The sequence below is a fragment of the Streptomyces sp. NPDC039430 genome (genome assembly GCF_055639435.1).
In genome coordinates, this window is sequence record NZ_JBVKAK010000001.1 from 746,982 (window position 1) to 764,860 (window position 17,879).

The 17,879-nt window shown below is 69.9% G+C and carries 15 protein-coding genes and 2 tRNA genes; 7 read left to right on the forward strand and 10 right to left on the reverse strand.

The annotated features are described in order from the left end of the window. Positions 1–175: 175 nt before the first annotated feature. The 5 genes from clpX to ACZ7LS_RS03225 form a co-directional block, all read right to left on the reverse strand. On the reverse strand, positions 176–1,468 hold the full coding sequence (clpX, locus tag ACZ7LS_RS03205) for an ATP-dependent Clp protease ATP-binding subunit ClpX (RefSeq protein ID WP_129771118.1): 1,293 nt from the start codon (positions 1,466–1,468) through the stop codon (positions 176–178). Positions 1,469–1,612: 144 nt separating this feature from the next. After that, positions 1,613–2,287, reverse strand: coding sequence for an ATP-dependent Clp protease proteolytic subunit (locus ACZ7LS_RS03210; RefSeq protein WP_365915721.1), 675 nt, complete (start codon positions 2,285–2,287; stop codon positions 1,613–1,615). Positions 2,288–2,333: 46 nt separating this feature from the next. Beyond that, entirely contained in the window at positions 2,334–2,939 is a 606-nt protein-coding gene (locus ACZ7LS_RS03215) for an ATP-dependent Clp protease proteolytic subunit (RefSeq protein ID WP_030352383.1), read from the reverse strand. A 336-nt stretch (positions 2,940–3,275) separates the two neighbouring features. Then, the gene (gene tig / locus ACZ7LS_RS03220) at positions 3,276–4,709 is read right to left on the reverse strand and encodes a trigger factor (protein ID WP_382529785.1); all 1,434 of its coding nucleotides are present in this window, start codon (positions 4,707–4,709) and stop codon (positions 3,276–3,278) included. Between the two features lie 175 nt (positions 4,710–4,884). Further along, positions 4,885–4,961 (reverse strand) — tRNA-Pro (locus tag ACZ7LS_RS03225). Between the two features lie 151 nt (positions 4,962–5,112). Here ACZ7LS_RS03225 and ACZ7LS_RS03230 point away from each other — a divergent pair. Beyond that, positions 5,113–5,183: transfer RNA gene (locus tag ACZ7LS_RS03230), tRNA-Gly, on the forward strand. A 108-nt stretch (positions 5,184–5,291) separates the two neighbouring features. Here the strand turns inward: ACZ7LS_RS03230 and ACZ7LS_RS03235 are convergent. Then, a complete protein-coding gene (locus ACZ7LS_RS03235) occupies positions 5,292–5,486 on the reverse strand; it encodes a hypothetical protein (protein ID WP_356508318.1) in 195 nt (64 codons plus the stop codon). Between the two features lie 456 nt (positions 5,487–5,942). Here ACZ7LS_RS03235 and ACZ7LS_RS03240 point away from each other — a divergent pair, with 456 nt between their 5' ends. Continuing rightward, the gene (locus ACZ7LS_RS03240) at positions 5,943–7,121 is read left to right on the forward strand and encodes an acyltransferase family protein (protein ID WP_385136451.1); all 1,179 of its coding nucleotides are present in this window, start codon (positions 5,943–5,945) and stop codon (positions 7,119–7,121) included. A 183-nt stretch (positions 7,122–7,304) separates the two neighbouring features. After that, positions 7,305–8,540 (forward strand): cation:proton antiporter, encoded by a 1,236-nt coding sequence (locus ACZ7LS_RS03245; RefSeq protein WP_382674276.1) that lies wholly within the window; start codon positions 7,305–7,307, stop codon positions 8,538–8,540. A 150-nt stretch (positions 8,541–8,690) separates the two neighbouring features. On the opposite strand, the gene ACZ7LS_RS03250 is transcribed toward ACZ7LS_RS03245, so the two are convergent. Then, a complete protein-coding gene (locus ACZ7LS_RS03250) occupies positions 8,691–9,836 on the reverse strand; it encodes a PP2C family protein-serine/threonine phosphatase (RefSeq protein ID WP_382529778.1) in 1,146 nt (381 codons plus the stop codon). A gap of 106 nt (positions 9,837–9,942) precedes the next feature. On the opposite strand from ACZ7LS_RS03250, the gene ACZ7LS_RS03255 reads away from it, so the two are divergent. Beyond that, positions 9,943–11,178, forward strand: coding sequence for a GNAT family N-acetyltransferase (locus ACZ7LS_RS03255; RefSeq protein ID WP_385136454.1), 1,236 nt, complete (start codon positions 9,943–9,945; stop codon positions 11,176–11,178). A gap of 34 nt (positions 11,179–11,212) precedes the next feature. Here ACZ7LS_RS03255 and ACZ7LS_RS03260 read toward each other — a convergent pair whose 3' ends face one another. Continuing rightward, on the reverse strand, positions 11,213–12,022 hold the full coding sequence (locus ACZ7LS_RS03260; RefSeq protein ID WP_382529772.1) for an Fpg/Nei family DNA glycosylase: 810 nt from the start codon (positions 12,020–12,022) through the stop codon (positions 11,213–11,215). A 170-nt stretch (positions 12,023–12,192) separates the two neighbouring features. After that, the gene (locus ACZ7LS_RS03265; protein WP_382529769.1) at positions 12,193–12,681 is read right to left on the reverse strand and encodes a ribose-5-phosphate isomerase; all 489 of its coding nucleotides are present in this window, start codon (positions 12,679–12,681) and stop codon (positions 12,193–12,195) included. Positions 12,682–12,878: 197 nt separating this feature from the next. On the opposite strand from ACZ7LS_RS03265, the gene ACZ7LS_RS03270 reads away from it, so the two are divergent. Beyond that, a complete protein-coding gene (locus ACZ7LS_RS03270; RefSeq protein ID WP_385136457.1) occupies positions 12,879–14,327 on the forward strand; it encodes an amino acid permease in 1,449 nt (482 codons plus the stop codon). Here ACZ7LS_RS03270 and ACZ7LS_RS03275 read toward each other — a convergent pair. Continuing rightward, positions 14,275–15,876 (reverse strand): serine hydrolase domain-containing protein, encoded by a 1,602-nt coding sequence (locus tag ACZ7LS_RS03275; protein WP_385136471.1) that lies wholly within the window; start codon positions 15,874–15,876, stop codon positions 14,275–14,277. The genes ACZ7LS_RS03270 and ACZ7LS_RS03275 overlap by 53 nt on opposite strands. A 115-nt stretch (positions 15,877–15,991) precedes the next feature. On the opposite strand from ACZ7LS_RS03275, the gene ACZ7LS_RS03280 reads away from it, so the two are divergent. After that, on the forward strand, positions 15,992–17,212 hold the full coding sequence (locus ACZ7LS_RS03280) for a sensor histidine kinase (RefSeq protein WP_382968130.1): 1,221 nt from the start codon (positions 15,992–15,994) through the stop codon (positions 17,210–17,212). After that, positions 17,203–17,850, forward strand: a complete 648-nt coding sequence (locus tag ACZ7LS_RS03285) for a response regulator (RefSeq protein WP_382968133.1) — start codon at positions 17,203–17,205, stop codon at positions 17,848–17,850. The genes ACZ7LS_RS03280 and ACZ7LS_RS03285 overlap by 10 nt, the downstream gene beginning before the upstream one ends. The last annotated feature ends 29 nt before the right edge of the window (positions 17,851–17,879 follow it).

Consider the following 17,879-nt stretch of genomic DNA (forward strand, 5'->3'; position numbering starts at 1 on the left):
AGGCGCCCCCCCCCCCCCCTTTTCCCCCCCCCCCCCCCCCCCCACCCCCCCCCTCACCCCCCCCCCCCCCCCCCCCCCCCCTCCTCACCCCCCCCCCCCCCCCCCCCCCCCCCCCCCCTCTCCCCCCCCCCCCCCCCCCCCCCCCCCCGCCCCCGCGTGTCGCGTACGCGGACCGCTACGCGGACTTCTCGTGGCGGCCGTCGTTCTTCACGATGCGCGGCTCGCGCGGCACCAGCGTCGGGTTCACGTTGTCGCGGACGACCTCCGCCGTGATGACGACCCGGGCGACGTCCTTGCGGGACGGCACCTCGTACATCACCGACTGGAGCACCTCTTCGAGGATGGCGCGCAGACCGCGCGCGCCCGTGCCGCGCAGGATCGCCTGGTCGGCGATGGCCTCCAGGGACGGGCGGTCGAAGTCCAGCTCCACACCGTCGAGTTCGAAGAGCCGCTGGTACTGCTTCACCAGCGCGTTGCGCGGCTCGACGAGGATCTGGAGGAGCGCCTCGCGGTCCAGGTTGTGGACGGAGGTGAGGACCGGCAGACGGCCGATGAACTCCGGGATCATCCCGAACTTCACCAGGTCCTCCGGCATGACCTCCTGGAACTGGTCGCTCGCCTCGATCTCGCGCTTCGAGCGGATCGTCGCGCCGAAGCCGATGCCCTTCGCTCCCGCGCGCGACTCGATGATCTTCTCCAGGCCGGCGAAGGCGCCGCCCACGATGAAGAGCACGTTCGTCGTGTCGATCTGGATGAACTCCTGGTGGGGGTGTTTCCGGCCGCCCTGGGGCGGTACGGAGGCGGTGGTGCCCTCCAGGATCTTCAGCAGGGCCTGCTGGACGCCCTCGCCGGAGACATCACGGGTGATCGACGGGTTCTCGCTCTTGCGGGCGACCTTGTCGATCTCGTCGATGTAGATGATCCCGGTCTCGGCCTTCTTGACGTCGTAGTCGGCCGCCTGGATCAGCTTCAGCAGGATGTTCTCGACGTCCTCGCCCACATACCCGGCCTCGGTGAGCGCGGTGGCGTCGGCGATCGCGAACGGCACGTTCAGCATGCGCGCCAGCGTCTGGGCGAGGAGGGTCTTGCCGGAGCCGGTCGGGCCCAGCAGGAGGATGTTGGACTTGGCGAGTTCGATCGCGTCCTCGCGCCCGGACACCCCGCCGTTCTCGCCGGCCTGAACGCGCTTGTAGTGGTTGTAGACCGCCACGGAGAGGGCCTTCTTCGCGGGCTCCTGCCCGACGACGTACCCCTCCAGGAACTCGTAGATCTCGCGAGGCTTCGGCAGTTCCTCCCACCGCACCTCGGAGGTCTCCGCGAGCTCCTCCTCGATGATCTCGTTGCAGAGGTCGATGCACTCGTCGCAGATGTACACACCGGGACCTGCGATGAGCTTCTTCACCTGCTTCTGGCTCTTCCCGCAGAACGAGCACTTGAGCAGGTCGCCGCCATCACCGATGCGTGCCACGAGGTGCTTCCCCTTCGCCTGGGAGCAGCCTGGTTCAGCGGCTCCTGTGCCTCATATCCGACGGTACCTTGCCCGGGCCCCCGTTCGGGCCCCCCTTGGCGCGGTTCACGTGGTCGTGCGACCGCGCCAAGGGCGCCGGGTGTGTCAGGCGGCCGCAGCGGCCGTGGTCTTGCGGGTCGACACGATCTGGTCGACCAGGCCGTACGCGAGCGCGTCCTCGGCGGTCAGGATCTTGTCGCGCTCGATGTCGTCGCGGACCTTCTCGATCGGCGTCGTCGAGTGCTTCGCCAGCATGTCTTCGAGCTGGGCGCGCATCCGCAGGATCTCGTTGGCCGCGATCTCCAGGTCGGAGAGCTGCTCCCGGCCGGTCTGGCTGGACGGCTGGTGGATGAGCACGCGCGCGTTCGGCAGCGCCAGCCGCTTGCCGGCGGTGCCGGCGGCGAGCAGTACGGCGGCGGCGGAGGCGGCCTGGCCCATGCACACGGTCTGGATGTCCGGCTTCACGAACTGCATCGTGTCGTAGATGGCGGTGAGCGCCGTCATCGAGCCGCCGGGGCTGTTGATGTAGATCGAGATGTCGCGGTCCGGGTCCATCGACTCCAGGCAGAGCAGCTGCGCCATGACGTCGTTGGCGGAGGCGTCGTCGATCTGCACCCCGAGGAAGATCACGCGCTCCTCGAAGAGCTTCGCGTACGGGTCGTACTCGCGCACGCCCTGCGAGGTGCGCTCCACGAAGCGCGGGACGACGTAACGGTTGTCCACCTGCGGGCCGGTGTAGAGGCCGCTCGCGGAGTAGTTGTTCATGTGGGTGTTCACCATCCTGTGGCGTTCGGTGGGCTGGGCCGGCTGGTCGGGGCTGGTGATCTCAGGCCCCGGTACCGCCGCCGCCCGGAACACCCGAAGCAGCGGAGATGATCTCGTCGATGATGCCGTAGGCCTTGGCCTCCTCGGCGGTGAACCAGCGGTCGCGGTCACCGTCGCGGATGATCGCCTCTTCCGTCTGGCCGGTGTGGCGCGCGGTGATCTCGGCCATGCGCTTCTTCGTACGGAGCAGCTGCTCGGCCTGGATCTTGATGTCGGAGGCGGTGCCGCCGAGGCCCGCGGAGCCCTGGTGCATGAGGATGTCGGTGTGCGGCAGCGCGAAGCGCTTGCCCGCGGTACCGCCGGTCAGCAGGAACTGACCCATCGAAGCGGCGAGGCCCATACCGATGGTGACCACGTCGTTCGGGATGTACTGCATGGTGTCGTAGACGGCCATACCGGCGGTCACCGAGCCACCGGGGCTGTTGATGTAGAGGTAGATGTCCTTCTCGGGTTCGGCCGCGAGGAGGAGGAGCTGCGCCGTGATCTTGTTGGCGATGTCGTCGTCGACCTGCTGGCCGAGGAAGATGATCCGCTCTCCGAGCAGCCGGCTGTAGACCTGGTCGCCGAGGCCACCACCGAGGGACGGCTCACCGGCGGCGTAAGGCATCAGATTCGTCACGTATACACCTGCTCGTCTCTGACGGCTGCGGCCGTCTCAGCGTCTTCGTACCGGGGACGGGAGACTCCCCTGCCCTCGTATTCATGGACCCTAACGCGCTGGTCGGCGCGGGCCATCCCGCTTCCGTGGCTGTTCGCTGGGAGCGCAAGGCAGTTGAGGCTCCGTACGGCCCTGAGCGGGCCCGCCGGCCCTCTCCCGGCCCCCCATGCCACCCCCGGCGCCGTCGGGGCGCCCAGCGGGTCCCGCGGGGCTCCGGGGCGGACGGGACGGGCCCCGGTCGCGTGATGCGTCCGGGGCCCGTCCTGACGTTCGGAGCGAGGCGGCTCAGGCCTCGTTCTTGTCGGCCTTCTCCTCGGCCTTGTCCTCGGTCTTCTCTTCCGCCTCGGTGTCCGCGGCGGCCTCGGTGGAGTCGGCGGCCTCGGCCGTCTCGGCGGCCTCGTCGTCGTCCTCGTCGTCCAGGTCGACGATCTCACCGTTCGTGTCGATCACCTTGGCGGCCTCGACGACCACCGCGAGCGCCTTGCCGCGGGCGACCTCGCCGACGAGCATCGGCACCTGGCCACCCTCGACGACCGCCTGGGCGAACTGGTCGGGGGACATGCCGGAGGACTGCGCGCGCCGCATGAGGTGCTCGGTGAGCTCCTCCTGGTTGACGTTCAGCTTCTCCTTGTTGACCAGCTCATCGAGGATGAACTGGGTCTTGATGCCCTTCTCCGCCTGCTCCTTGGTCTCGGCGTCGAACTCTTCCTCGGTCTTGCCCTGGATCTCCAGGTACTTCGCGAGGTCGAGGCCCATCTGACCGAGCTGGTGGTGCTCCAGGTTGTGCTTGCGGGTGTTGATCTCCTCCGCGAGCAGCTTCTCCGGGATCGGCACCTCGGCCAGCTTCAGCAGCTCGTCGAGGACGCGCTCCTGGGCCTGGGTGGCCTGGTCGTACTGCTTGCTGCTCTCCAGGCGCTTGCGGCTGTCCGCCTTCAGCTCGTCGAGCGTGTCGAACTCGCTCGCCATCTGCGCGAACTCGTCGTCCAGCTCGGGCAGCTCACGGGCGGCGACCTGGGACACCTTGACGGTGACCTCGGCGGTCTTGCCCTCGGCGGCGCCGCCCTTCAGCTCGGAGCTGAAGGTGGCCTCGCCGCCGGCCTCCAGGCCGGTGACGGCCTCGTCGATGCCGTCGAGCAGCTCGCCGGAGCCGATGGTGTACTGCACGCCGGTGGCCACACCGTCGGGCAGGACCTCGCCGTCGACCTTGGCCTCCAGGTCGATCGTCACGACATCGCCCTCGGCGGCGGCGCGCTCGACCGGGTTGGTGGACGCGAAGCGGTCGCGCAGCTGCTCCAGCGACTTGTCGACGTCCTCGTCGCTGACTTCGATGGAGTCGACGGTGACCTCGATACCGGAGTAGTCCGGGATCTCGATGACCGGGCGGATGTCCACCTCGGCGGTGAAGGCCAGCAGCTCGCCGTCCTTGAGCTCGGTGATGTCGACCTCGGGCTGGCCGAGGACATTGAGCTCACCCTCGTTGACCGCGTCGGTGTAGAACTTCGGGAGGGCGTCGTTGACGGCCTCCTCCAGCACAGCACCACGCCCGAACCGCTGGTCGATGACCCGGGCCGGGATCTTGCCCTTGCGGAAGCCCTTCACCGTGACCTGCTGGTTGATCTTCTTGTACGCCGCGTCGAGGCTGTCCTTGAGCTCCTCGAAGGGCACCTCGACAGTGAGCCGAACCCGAGTCGGGTTCAGGGTCTCCACGGCGCTCTTCACGGTTCGGTCTCCTTGGTGGCTGATTCTTGGGTTCTGCCGGTCCGCCGCGGTGCGGCGCGATCCAGCGGATCGGCCCGGTTCCTCAGAGACTCTTCAGACACACGGGCACGCAGCTTGCATAGTAACCGCAAGCGGGTAGAGCCCCCAATGTGATCTTGCGATGCGATCGTGCGAATGGTCGGGGTGGCCGGATTCGAACCGACGACCTTCCGCTCCCAAAGCGGACGCGCTACCAAGCTGCGCCACACCCCGTCGGTGCGACACGTAGGGTACATGCCCGCGAGCATGCGGCCGACCGCTTTGACCGGTGCTTTGACCGCCGCTTTACCGGTGTGCGGCGAGCGCCCGGGACCCGCTACGATGTGATCCGTGCCGAGGCCGCATGACCTGCGGCACGACGCGTGCGGGCGTAGCTCAATGGTAGAGCCCTAGTCTTCCAAACTAGCTACGCGGGTTCGATTCCCGTCGCCCGCTCTTGAGCAGGAACGTACGGGTCAGAGCCGGTTTCCGTAGGACACGGAGACCGGCTCTGCTCGTTCGCGTTCGTCCGCGCCGCCCGTGACGGTAGGGCCGCCGGCGGCCCTAGAAGCGGATCTGGTTGACCGTCTCGGCTATCGAGTTGAGGAACCTGTTCACCGACGGGGCGATGTTGGTGGAGGCGAGGAAGAAGCCGAACAGGATCGCGACTATCGCGGGGCCTCCCTTGAGTGAGCCACCGCGGAAGAGCACCACAAGGATGACCGCCAACAGAACCACCACAGACAGCGAAATGGCCACACTGATCACACCCTCGGTCGGTCGCCTGGCCCAGCCCCGGGAAGCGCGCACAGCCACACCCCCGCTCCGACCATCGTGCCATCAACCTCCGCGCGGATGTTGGCCGGTGACGAATCAGCGACATCACGATCTCGCCAATCGCGCTCCCGGCGCGCCGGGTTACGCGCGACCGCGGCGCACGCGGGCCGTTCGCGCGTGAATAGCGCGTGGACAGGAATTCGATTCCATCACCTCTCCATACGCACAGGTCATTCACAACCCATTCCCTCCCTTTCGAATGACCGGCCGACGAGCGCGTCGACCGGGGTCGTCACGCGCCATAAATCCCGGCGATATGCCCCAATCAATCCCGCTTAACCAGGGCATATCGCCCGGTTGTCGGCGGTTTCAGATTCGAATGGGTCACCTGTCGAGGAGGTTTTACGAATTGGTTTGAGCGCCGCTAAGGTGCCTCGAATGTTCCAGGCGCCGCATACGTATGAGACGTCCCCGCTCCCCCGTTCCCTCCCGGCCGCGACAGCGGATCCCGCCGTCGGAACCAGATCGTCCGCGGTGGCCGACACGCCGGTGCCGACCGAGCAGCGGTCCGCCGGTCCGGCCGTGGATCCGCACGCGACGTCCACCAAGCGGGACCCGTTCTTCGACAACGCCAAGTACCTGGCGATCGTCCTCGTGGCGGTGGCGCACTTCTGGGAACCGGTCATGGACGGCAGCCGGGCGACGCGCGCGCTCTATCTGCTCGTCTACGCCTTCCACATGCCGGCCTTCATCCTCATCTCCGGCTACTTCTCCCGGGGTTTCACCGGCCGCCCGCACCAGATCAGGCGCCTGGTGACCGGGGTCGCGGTGCCCTACATGGTCTTCGAGGTGGCGTACTCGCTGTTCAAGCGGCACACGGACGACAGCCCCGACCTGCCCATCAGCCTGCTCGACCCCTGGTATCTCACCTGGTTCCTGGCCGCGTTGTTCGTCTGGCGGCTGACCACCCCGCTCTGGCGCGTGCTGCGGTACCCGATGACGGTGGCGCTCGCCGTCGCCTCGCTGGCCTCGCTCACCCCGGGCATCGGTGAGGACCTCGGCCTCCAGCGCGTGCTCCAGTTCGCGCCGTACTTCGTCCTGGGACTGCTGCTCAAGCCCGAGCACTTCCAGCTGGTGCGGCGGCGCGAGGTCCGGCTGCTGGCGGTGCCGCTGTTCGCGGGCGCGCTGGTCTTCGCGTACTGGGCGGCCACCCGGATGCCGCCCGGCTGGCTCTACCACAACACCAGCGCCCAGCGGCTGGACGCCCCCTGGTGGGCCGGGCCCGTGATGACGTTCGCGCTCTTCGGCTGCTCACTCCTGCTGACCGCCGGATTCCTGGCGTGGGTGCCCTGCCGGAGGACCTGGTTCACGGCCCTGGGCGCGGGCACGATCTGCGGCTATCTGCTGCACGGATTCCTGGTCAAGGGCGCGGTGTACGGCGGCCTCTTCGACGCGTACCCCTGGCTGGCCGGTCCCGCCGGGAAGGTCGCGGTGACCGTCACGGCGGCCGCCGCGGTGACGCTGCTGTGCACACCTCCGGTACGACGGCTGCTGCGCGGCGTGACCGAGCCCGAGATGCGGTGGGCGTTCCGGCGGGAGGCGCGGACTTCCCGGTAGCCGTCCGCGTCGGCCCGTCGCGTCCCCTCCCCCCGCCCCACGTCCCCCTTGCTTCTCCCCCTCCCGTCCCACGTCACAGTTGCTCAGTAAACCGTTTGGTAAACTAATTACTGACGATTCCTTGACGCTTCTTTGACTTGACGGAGGAACGATCCCATCGGACACGCAGAGACCCTCATAGCGATGGGCGGCGCCTTCCTCGCCGCCGCCGTACTCGCCCGTCTGGGCAGCCGTATCGAGCTGCCCACTATTCCCCTGTTCATCCTCGCCGGGATCCTGCTCGGCCCCCACACCCCCGGCATCGTGCTGGTCAAGGACCCGCACGAGCTGGAGATGCTCTCCGCCCTCGGGCTGGTGCTGCTGCTCTTCTATCTCGGGCTGGAATTCCATCTGGACGACCTCAAGGCGGGCGGCCGGAAGATGGCCCTCGCCGGCGGCGCGTATCTCGCGCTCAACGTGGGCGCCGGTCTCGGCTTCGGCTTCGCGCTCGGCTGGGGGACGTCGGAGGCGCTGGTGCTCGCCGGTGTGCTCGGCATCTCCTCGTCCGCGATCGTCACCAAGGTCCTGGTCGACATGGGCCGGATCGGCAACCCGGAGACCAAACCGATCCTCGGCATCATCGTGGTCGAGGACATCTTCCTGGCCCTCTATCTCGCCGCGCTCCAGCCCATCCTGTCCGGCGCGGACAGCGCCTCGGCCGCCGTGATGGACGGTGCGAAGGCGTTCGGCTTCCTGCTGCTGCTGGCGCTCGCGGCCCGGTTCGGTACGAGGGTCGTCGGACGGCTCATGAACACCAAGGACGACGAACTGCTCGTCATCTCCTTCCTCGGCGCGGCGGTCCTCGTGGCCGGTGTCTCCGAGTGGTTCGGGGTCGCCGACGCCATCGGCGCGTTCATGGTCGGTCTGATGCTCGGCGGCACCACCTCGGGTCCCCGGATCCGCAAGCTCGTCCACCCGCTGCGGGACGCGTTCGGCGCGATCTTCTTCTTCGCCTTCGGCCTGTCGATCAACCCGGGCGATCTGCCGACCGTCCTCTGGCCCGTACTCATCGCCGTGGCGGTGACCCTGGTGATGAACGTCGCGGCGGGGCTGACGGCGGCCAGGATCTTCGGTTTCGGCGCCCGGCCCGCGGCGAACATCTCCACGACCCTGCTGGCCCGGGGCGAGTTCGCGCTGATCCTCGCCACGATGGCGGCGGGTGCGAGCCTCGACAGCCGGCTCGCTCCGTTCATCGCCGGATATGTCCTGGTCCTCGCGGTCCTCGGGCCGCTGGCGGCCGGCAGGTCGCACTGGCTGGCCCGGATCCTGCCCGGAGGCGGAAGGGGCGGTGACGGCAGCGGACCCGGCAGCGGACCCCAGGAGATCGAGCGCCCGTACGCCGGGGATCCGGGCGACAGGGGGGCACCGGTGACGAGCTGACGTCCATGCCCTTACCACCACCCGCGACGGCCCTCGGTACCCGCAGAACTCCCCTCCGCCCGTGACGGCGGAGGGGAGTTCCGTATGCGGGTGTACGCGGGTGTACGGGGTCGGTGCCCGCTGGTATGACGCGTCAGCGCCTGTCCGCGGTCATGGCTCGCGGCAGATCAGCAGCAGCGCGCGGTCGTCGTTGACGTCCTTCGCGACCGCCTCGATCAGATGCCAGGCGGCGCCCTCGAAGCCCGGGACGACATAGCGGTCGGCCTCGCCCGTGAGGCGGTCGATGCCCTCGCCCAGATCGCGGCCCGGGGCCTCGACCAGCCCGTCCGTGAAGAGCATCAGCACGTCGCCGGGGCGCAGCGAGCCCTTGACCGGGTCGAACTGCGCCCCGTCGTACACCCCGAGCAGCGGGCCCTCGCCCGACTTCTCCTCCCAGCGGCCGCTGCCCGCGTGCAGCTGGAGAGCGGGCAGATGGCCCGCCGACAGCAGCTCGAAGTCCCCCGAGTCCAGATCGAGGACGAGATGGATGGAGGTGGCGAACCCCTCGTCCCAGTCCTGCCGGAGGAGATAGCCGTTGGCCGCCGGGAGGAAGCTGTGCGGCGGGAGCGAGCCGAGGAGTCCGCCGAAGGCGCCCGAGAGCAGCAGGGCCCGGGAGCCCGCGTCCATGCCCTTGCCCGACACATCGGTCAGGACGACTTCGAGCGTCCGGCCGCCGTTCGTACGGGCGGCCACCACGAAGTCGCCGGAGAAGGACTGGCCGCCGGCCGGGCGCAGCGCCATCTCGCGGTGCCAGCCCTTGGGGAGCCGGGGCAGGGCGCTCTGCACCCTGATCCGTTCGCGCAGGTCGAAGAGCATCGTCCCGCCGCGCCGCCAGGGCACCCCGACCCGCGCCCTGAACTGGGCGATCAGCAGTCCGAAGAGTCCGCAGGCGGCGACCACGAGCACGGTGCCGGGGGTGACCCGCGCCGGGCCGTCCGGATACGGGCCGAGGACCATCGACTCGACGATCAGCGCGGCGGCCGCGGCGGCGTACAGACTGAGCAGGCTCGCGGGCCGCAGGAGCAGCCCACCGGCCACGATCGGGAGGACGAGCGCGGAGGGCGCGCACCAGACGGGGACGGCGAGCGTGGTGAGCGTGATGGCCGGGACGGTGAGCAGCAGACCGACGAGGGCGACCCAGTCCGAGCCGTCTCCGCGGAAGTAGTCGACGCCGGATTTGCGCACGCCGTTGCGGACCCGGTGCAGCTTCCTGCGCATCCGGGCCGAGTACGACTCCGCTCCCGCGACACCGGCCATTGTTGTGGACCCTATCGATCCGTCCGCCCGGCGTGCAGGGGGACCCCTGTGACATTGCGTTCGAAATCGGGTCGCCTCGTTGTCGTACCCCTGATACTGATGGCATATGACTATCGACCTACGAGTACTGGAACCGGCCGAATGGGACACGTGGTTCGGGGCGTTGGAGCTCGCGTTCGGCGGTGTCCCGGACACCGTCGGGGAGACGCGCCTGCTGCGGGATCTCACCGAGTTCGACCGTTCGATCGGGGTCTGGGACGGCGAGGAGTGCGTGGGCACGGCGGGCGCGTTCAGCTTCCTGCTCTCGGTGCCGGGCGGGGCACAGGTGCCCGCGGCGGGCGTGACCATGGTCAGCGTGGCGGCGACGCACCGCCGGCGCGGGGTGCTGAGGTCGATGATGCGCCGCCAGCTCGACGACGTCAGGTCGTGGGGCGAACCGCTCGCCGTGTTGACGGCCTCCGAGCCGGTGATCTATGGACGGTACGGCTACAGCGCCGCGACCGAGCAGCTCTCGGCGGATATCGACACCTCCCGGGTACGGATCGCGATTCCCGAAGGATCAGGCGATGTACGTCTTCGTCGGGTGAAACCGGATGACCCGGCTGTACGTGACGCGTGCGAGGCGGTGTACGCCGCGGAGGTCGCGGGGCGGCCGGGGATGCTCGCCCGCCGGCCCGGCTGGGAGCGGCATCCGGTCGTCGACGCCGGGAAGGTGCGGGACGGGAAGTCGGCGCTCCAGTGCGTGCTGGCGGAGCGGGACGGCGAGGTGGTGGGGTTCACGCTCTTCCACAACAAGCCGGAGTGGGACGGGGCGGGCCCCAAGGGCACCATCGAGCTGCGGGATCTGTACGCCCTGGACCCGGTGGCGTACGCGTCGCTCTGGGACTTCCTCTTCTCGATCGATCTGACGTCGGCGGTCCAGGCGGGCAACCGGCCCGCGGACGATCCGTTCCAGTACCTGGTCTCCGACATCCGGCGGTGCCAGGTGCGGCGGCGGGACTCGCTGTATCTGCGGCCGGTGGAGGTCGGGGCCGCGCTGGAGGCCCGTACGTACCGGACGCCGGTGGATGTGGTGCTGGAGGTGACGGACGCGTTCTGCCCCTGGAACGAGGGGCGTTGGCGGCTGTCGGGCGACCCCAAGGGCGCGTCCTGCGAGCGCACCGCCGATCAGGCCGATCTGACGCTGTCCGTCAACGAGTTGAGCGCCGCGTATCTGGGCGGCGTCTCGCTGTCCGCGCTGGCGCGCGCCGGGCGGGTACGGGAGATACGGTCCGGCGCGCTGAGCGAGGCGTCGGCCGCGTTCTCGTCGGAGATCGCGCCCTGGCTGCCCCACGGCTTCTGAGCCGGAGCGGCCGCGGGGCCCGGGGAACGGGTGTTCAGCGCTGCTGGCAGCCCGGACACCAGAACAGGTTGCGGGCGGCGAGGGCAGCGGTGCGGATCTCGCCGCCGCACAGCAGGCAGGGCATCCGGGCCCTGCGGTAGACGTACACCTCGCCGCCGTGATCGTCGACGCGCGGCGGGCGGCCCATCGCCTCGGGGGTGTGCTCGGGGCGGACGGTGTCGATCCGGTTGTTCCGTACCCCTTCCCGCATCAGCCCCACCAGATCCGCCCAGATCGCGTCCCACTCGCGGCGGGTGAGGTCCTTGCCCGCGCGGTACGGGTCGATGCCGTGCCGGAAGAGGACCTCGGCGCGGTAGACGTTGCCGACGCCCGCGATCACCTTCTGGTCCATGAGCAGGGCGGCGACGGTCGTACGGGACCGGGAGATCCGCGCCCACGCCTTCTCGCCGTCGTCCGCGCGGCGCAGCGGGTCCGGGCCGAGGCGGTCGTGTATCGCCTCCTTCTCGGGGACGGTGATCAGGGCGCAGGTGGTGGGGCCGCGCAGATCCATGTACGCCGTGTCGGAGGCGAGCCGCAGCCTGACCGTGTCGGTGGGCGGCGGGGCGGGCGCGTCGCCGAAGGCGACCTTGCCGAACAGGCCGAGGTGGATGTGGACCCAGCCCTGGCCGCCGAAGCCGAGGAAGAGATGCTTGCCGTGGGCGTCGACGGCGTCGAGGACCCGGCCGTCGAGGAGCGCCGCGCTGTCGGAGAACTTGCCCTGGGGACTGCTGACCCGGGCGGGCCGGCCGCCGAAGCGGTCGAGGTGGTCCTCGGCGAGGCGGTGGATCGTATGCCCCTCGGGCACGGGGACTCCTCTGTGACGAGTGACGAGTGAAGAGTGACGAGTGAGGTGAATCGTCCTCGGTGTACGGACGGGCCGTGCCTGGTGTACGGACGAGCCGTGCGCCGTGGCATGGCTGTGCCGCCGGGGCGGGCCCGGCGGCACATGGTGAGACCTGGCGGACCGGGGTCCGCTCAGTCCTGGCGCGGGTGGTGGGCCGGGACGGGCGGCAGCTCGTGGGTCGACTCGTAGTCGGTGAGCATCTTGATACGGCGCGCGTGACGCTCCAGGCCCGAGTACGGGGTGGCGAGGAAGACCTCGACGAACTTCGTCGCCTCGTCCCGCGTGTGCATCCGGCCGCCGACGGAGATGACGTTGGCGTCGTTGTGCTCGCGTCCGAGAGCCGCGGTCTGCTCGCTCCAGGCGAGGACGGCGCGGACGCCCTTGACCTTGTTCGCGGCGATCTGCTCGCCGTTGCCGGAGCCGCCGATCACCACGCCGAGGCTGTCCGGGTCCGCCGCCGTGCGCTCCGCGGCGCGCAGGCAGAACGGCGGATAGTCGTCCTCGGCGTCGTAGACGTGGGGTCCGCAGTCGACGGGCTCGTGGCCGTGGGCCGTGAGCCACTCGACGAGGTGGTTCTTGAGTTCGTAGCCGGCATGGTCGGAACCGAGATACACGCGCATGGGGCGAAGTGTGGCACGCGGGGTGTGGCTCGCGCTCCGCTGGGTAGCGGTCAGCGGGATCAACGCTCCGGTAACCCGGGCGTCGGCGCCCGCCCCCCGGGTAACGAAACGGAGTCGCCACTTCCAACATCGGGTGGCCGGGCGCTTGAATGCCGGGACTCATTACTTGAGTGGACCGTAGACGTAAGGATTGCCGCATGACCTCCCTGCCGTCCCCCACGAAGGAAGGCGGAACTCCCAGTGAACCTGGGAATCCGCAGTCCTCCGACGGCCTGAAAGCCGGTCTCAAGAACCGTCATCTGTCCATGATCGCGATCGGCGGCGTGATCGGCGCCGGGCTGTTCGTCGGCTCCGCCTCCGGTATCGCCGCCGCGGGCCCCGGCATCCTGCTGTCGTACGCGCTGGTCGGCCTGATGGTCGTGCTCGTGATGCGCATGCTCGGCGAGATGGCCGCGGCGCGGCCCAGCTCCGGATCCTTCTCCGCCTACGCGGACCAGGCGCTCGGCCGCTGGGCCGGGTTCTCGATCGGCTGGCTCTACTGGTTCTTCTGGGTGGTGGTGCTGGCGGTCGAGGCGACCGCGGGCGCCCAGATCCTGGAGGGCTGGATACCGGCGGTGCCGCAGTGGGCGTGGGCGCTGATCGTGATGGTCGTACTGACCGCCACGAACCTCGCGTCGGTCGCCTCGTACGGTGAGTTCGAGTTCTGGTTCGCCGGCATCAAGGTCGTGGCGATCGGGGCGTTCGTCGTCGTCGGTCTGCTCGCCGTCTTCGGCCTGCTGCCGGGGTCCGACAATCCGGGCGCGGGTCTCTCGCATCTCTCGGACACCGGTGGATTCCTGCCCAATGGGGCCGGCGCGATCCTGACCGGTGTGCTGATGGTCGTCTTCTCCTTCATGGGAAGCGAGATCGTCACGCTCGCCGCCGGGGAGTCCTCGGACCCGCAGCGGGCCGTCGCCAAGGCGACCAACAGCGTGATCTGGCGGATCGCCGTCTTCTACCTGGGGTCCATCTTCGTCGTGCTGACGCTGCTGCCCTGGAACGATCCGTCGATCGTCAAGGACGGCTCGTACGTCGCGGCGCTGAACTCGATCGGGATCCCGCACGCCGGGCAGGTGATGGACTTCATCGTGCTGACGGCCGTCCTGTCCTGTCTGAACTCCGGTCTCTACACGGCGTCCCGCATGGCCTTCTCGCTCGGCCTGCGCGGGGACGCGCCCAAGGCGTTCGCCCGGACGAACGCGCGCGGTGTCCCCACGGCCGCGATCCTGTCATCCGTCCTCTTCGGGTTCGTCGCCGTCTTCTTCAACTACCAGTGGCCCGACTCGGTCTTCGCGTTCCTGCTCAACTCGTCCGGCGCGGTGGCGCTGTTCGTCTGGCTGGTCATCTGTTTCACACAGCTGAGGATGCGCGGGATCATCCTGCGCGAGGAGCCGGAGAAGCTGGTCGTACGGATGTGGCTCTTCCCGTATCTGACCTGGGCGACGATCGCGATGATCTCGTTCGTGCTGGTCTACATGCTCACCGACGACGCGGCGCGCGAGCAGGTGCTGCTGTCGCTGCTGGTGGCGGCGCTCGTGGTGGCGATCGCGCTGGTCAAGGACGCCCGTGGGCGGCGGGAGAAGGCGGCGGCACGGGCAGACGACTGAGGCGGCTGAGGCGGCTGAGGCGGCTGAGGCGGAAGGCCCCGAGCACCCGTGCGGCGAGCACCGCGGTCGAGGCGAGGGCGGTCACGGCCGTCCAGATGACAAGGGCGGGCCAGGCGTAGGCGACCTGGGCCAGGGTTCCCGAGCGGTTCATCAACAGGCCGAAGAGCCCGGCGAGTCGCGTGAGGAAGAGAAGGGGAAGTGCGTACGGCAGCAGCCGCGCCACTCGCCACCACGCTCGCCCCGCGGTGCGCCGGGCCCACCGGCGGGCTCGCAGCACGCCACGGACGCCGAGGCCCGTCGCCAGCAGGGTGAGAGCCGCGAGGACCCAGTCGGCCGTCATGGAGAACGGCTCGGCCACCTCGGGGCTCTCGCCCCGGGCGAGGTCGACGAGGCCGTCCGAGAGCTGGGGCGCGTCGTCTCCGGAGATCATGCCGGTATTGGTGACGACCGCGATACCGATCCCGCTGTCGGGCAGCAGGGTGGCGATCGAGTTGTGGGTGAGCAACTGGCCGGTGTGCTGGATCTGCCTGAGTTCGCCGTCCCGCGTGCTCTTTGACCAGCCCATCGCGTAGTGGCTGTCCGGCGGTGAGGTGGGCGGTGTGTGCGTGAGATCGATGGTGCGTGCGGAGGCGACGCGTCGGCCGTCGGCGGACACGCCCTGGTTGTTCTGGGCGATCAGCCACCGCGAGAGGTCGTCGGCCGTGGTGACGACACCGTGGCCGCCCGCGGTGAACCAGCGGGGATGGGGACGGGAGAACACCGAGCCGTACGCGCGGACGTAGCCGCGGGCGCCATCGGGCATGTCGTCGGTGGTGCCGACGGAGGTGGTGCGCGTCATGCGCAGCGGCTGGAAGATCTCCGCGGACAGGTAGTCGGCGAAGGGCCGGCCGCTGACGACCTCGGCCAGACGGGCCGCGACGAAGTAGTTGGGGTTGTGGTAGCTGTTCCTGGTGCCGGGGTCGGCGGCCAGGCGCGCCTCGCGCATCGCGGCGACCGCCTCCTTGAGGGTCCGCGGCTGGGCACGCCTGAGATCGGGGTAGGCGGAGTCGGCCATGCCGGAGGTCTGGGTCAGCAACTGCCGGACGGTGATCCTTTCGGCGCGCCGGTCGGCCATGGTGAACTCCGGCAGATAGCGGTGCACGGGCCGGTCGAGGTCGACCCTGCCCGTCTCGACGAGCCGCATGACGGCGAGCGCGGTCATGGACTTCGACAGCGACGCCACCGGTACGCGCGTCCGCGCGGTCATGGCCTGCCCGGACGCGGTGTGCCCGTAACCGGCGGTGTGTACGACCCGGTCGCCCTTGGTCACGGCGACCACCGCGCCCGGCAGGTCCGTCTGCTCCATGTAGTCCCGTACGTAACGGTCGATGGCAAGCGGATCCAAGGTGGCGGCGGGTCTCGCGCCGGGTGCGGGCGTGGCGAGCGCGGGCGCGGCGGACAACGTGACCGCGATGCCGAGCGCGGCCACCAGGGCGGCCGGTCCGCGACGGGCTACGGACCGGGCGGCGCGTGCGGCGGGGACGGCGCGTGCGGCGGGGACGGTGGACATTTTCATGGGGCCCAGTGCACCGGGCCGGCCCCCAACGGGGCATTGGCGTACACGGGAGTCCGAAGGTAGTGCCCGCACTACCGCTTCGAGATCCCTGCCCCGGTACGGTCGGCGCGTGCGACACCGAACCGCGTGGCAGGCCCTGGCCCAGACCCCACTGAAAGTGCTCGGCTCCAGCTGGCCCTGGCGGGCGTTCGCCTATCTGCTGTCCGGGGTCGTCTTCGGCGCCGTCACCACGACCGTCCTGGTGGTCATGCTGGTCGCGGGCGTCGTTTCGCTGATCGTGGCCGTGGGGGCGGTGCTCCTGCTCGGCGTCGCGCTGTCCGGCATCGTCGTCACCCGCTTCGAGCGGTGGCGCCTGCGCCTCGTGGACCTGGACCCGGTGCCGGACCCCCACCGGGCCCCCGAGCGGGCGGGGCCGCGCGGCTGGCTGTACACGCGGCTGCGGGAGCCGGCGACCTGGCGCGAACTCGGCTTCACCGCGGTGTCGTTGACCGCGCTGTGGTGGATGGACTTCCTCGTCCTGGGTTTCGCCCTGGGGGTCCCCGTGCTGGTGATGGTGTCGCCGGCCGACGATCCCGGTGCCTGGCCCTTGCTGATCGTCGGCCTGTGTCTGCTGCCCGCGGCGCCGTACACCATCACCGCCTGGGCCGGTGCGAGGGCCGCGGTCACCCGTCTCATGCTGGCGCCCCGGGACAGCGAACTGGGGCGCCGGCTGACCGACGTACGAGCCTCCAGAGCGCGTCTGGTCGACGCCTTCGACGCGGAGCGACGCCGGATCGAGCGGGATCTGCACGATGGGGCGCAGCAGCGGCTCGTCTCCCTCAATGTGATGCTCGGTCTGGCCCGCCTCGATGCCGAGCCAGGCTCCTCCCTGGCCGGGCAGCTCGGCGATGCCCAGGAGCAAGTCACCCTCGCTGTCGACGAGTTGCGCGAGCTGAGTCGCGGCGTCCACCCCAAGGCCCTCACCGACCACGGTCTGACGGCGGCGGTCGAGAACCTCGCCGCCCGCTCCGCCCTGCCCGTCACGGCCGACATCCGCCTTCCCCGCCGTGTGCCGGTCTCCGTGGAGACCACGGCGTACTTCGTGATCGCCGAAGCCCTGACCAACGCCGCCAAACACGGCCACGCGACCCGGGCCCGGGTGCACGCCCGGCTGCACACCGACGTGCTCACCCTGTCCATCAGCGACAACGGCGCCGGCGGCGCCGACCCGGAGGCGGGCACCGGCCTGACCGGCCTCGCCGACCGCGTCGCCGCCGCCGACGGCAGACTCCGTATATCCAGCCCGCGCGGCGGACCCACACTCCTGCACGTGGAGCTGCCATGCCGCTGACCGTGGTACTCGCCGAGGACTCCCCGCTGATGCGGGACGGCCTGGTCGGCGTGCTCACCCGCTTCGGCCATCAGGTGCTCGCCGCTGTCGGCGACGCGGACGCCCTGCTCACCGCGGTCCGGGAACTCGGCCCCGACATCGTCGTCACCGACGTCCGCATGCCACCGGACAACACCGACGACGGCCTGCGCGCCGCCATCGCCCTGCGCCGCGAGAGCCCCACCCTGCCGGTCCTGGTCCTCAGTCAGTACATCGAGCAGTCCTACGCCGCCCACCTGCTCGACCTCGGCGGTGACAGCGGCGTCGGCTATCTCCTCAAGGACCGCGTGAGCGCCGTCACCGAGTTCGTCGACGCGGTCACCCATGTCGCCGCCGGTGCGACGGTGGTGGACCCCGAGGTGGTACGCCAGCTCCTGAACCGCCGCCACGACCCCTTGCGACGGCTCACCCCACGGGAACGCGAAGTCCTCGCCCTCATGGCCGAGGGCCACGCCAACGCCGATATCGCCCGCGAGCTGTACGTCACCGAAGCGGCGGTGAACAAACACGTCAGCGGCATCCTGCAGAAACTCGAACTCCGCCTCGACGGCCAGGGGCACCGCCGCGTCCTCGCCGTCCTCGCCTACCTCCGCGCGTGACGCCGCTCCGGGGCGCCCCGGCCGCTCCG

What these genes read in the sequence shown, in the direction of transcription:
- ACZ7LS_RS03210 (WP_365915721.1), bottom strand. Translation starts at nt 2,287, where the DNA reads ATGGTGAACACCCACATGAACAACTACTCCGCGAGCGGCCTCTACACC.
- ACZ7LS_RS03215 (WP_030352383.1), bottom strand. Translation starts at nt 2,939, where the DNA reads ATGCCTTACGCCGCCGGTGAGCCGTCCCTCGGTGGTGGCCTCGGCGAC.
- ACZ7LS_RS03240 (WP_385136451.1), top strand. Translation starts at nt 5,943, where the DNA reads ATGTTCCAGGCGCCGCATACGTATGAGACGTCCCCGCTCCCCCGTTCC.
- ACZ7LS_RS03245 (WP_382674276.1), top strand. Translation starts at nt 7,305, where the DNA reads ATGGGCGGCGCCTTCCTCGCCGCCGCCGTACTCGCCCGTCTGGGCAGC.
- ACZ7LS_RS03250 (WP_382529778.1), bottom strand. Translation starts at nt 9,836, where the DNA reads ATGGCCGGTGTCGCGGGAGCGGAGTCGTACTCGGCCCGGATGCGCAGG.
- ACZ7LS_RS03255 (WP_385136454.1), top strand. Translation starts at nt 9,943, where the DNA reads ATGACTATCGACCTACGAGTACTGGAACCGGCCGAATGGGACACGTGG.
- ACZ7LS_RS03265 (WP_382529769.1), bottom strand. Translation starts at nt 12,681, where the DNA reads ATGCGCGTGTATCTCGGTTCCGACCATGCCGGCTACGAACTCAAGAAC.
- ACZ7LS_RS03270 (WP_385136457.1), top strand. Translation starts at nt 12,879, where the DNA reads ATGACCTCCCTGCCGTCCCCCACGAAGGAAGGCGGAACTCCCAGTGAA.
- ACZ7LS_RS03275 (WP_385136471.1), bottom strand. Translation starts at nt 15,876, where the DNA reads ATGTCCACCGTCCCCGCCGCACGCGCCGTCCCCGCCGCACGCGCCGCC.
- ACZ7LS_RS03285 (WP_382968133.1), top strand. Translation starts at nt 17,203, where the DNA reads ATGCCGCTGACCGTGGTACTCGCCGAGGACTCCCCGCTGATGCGGGAC.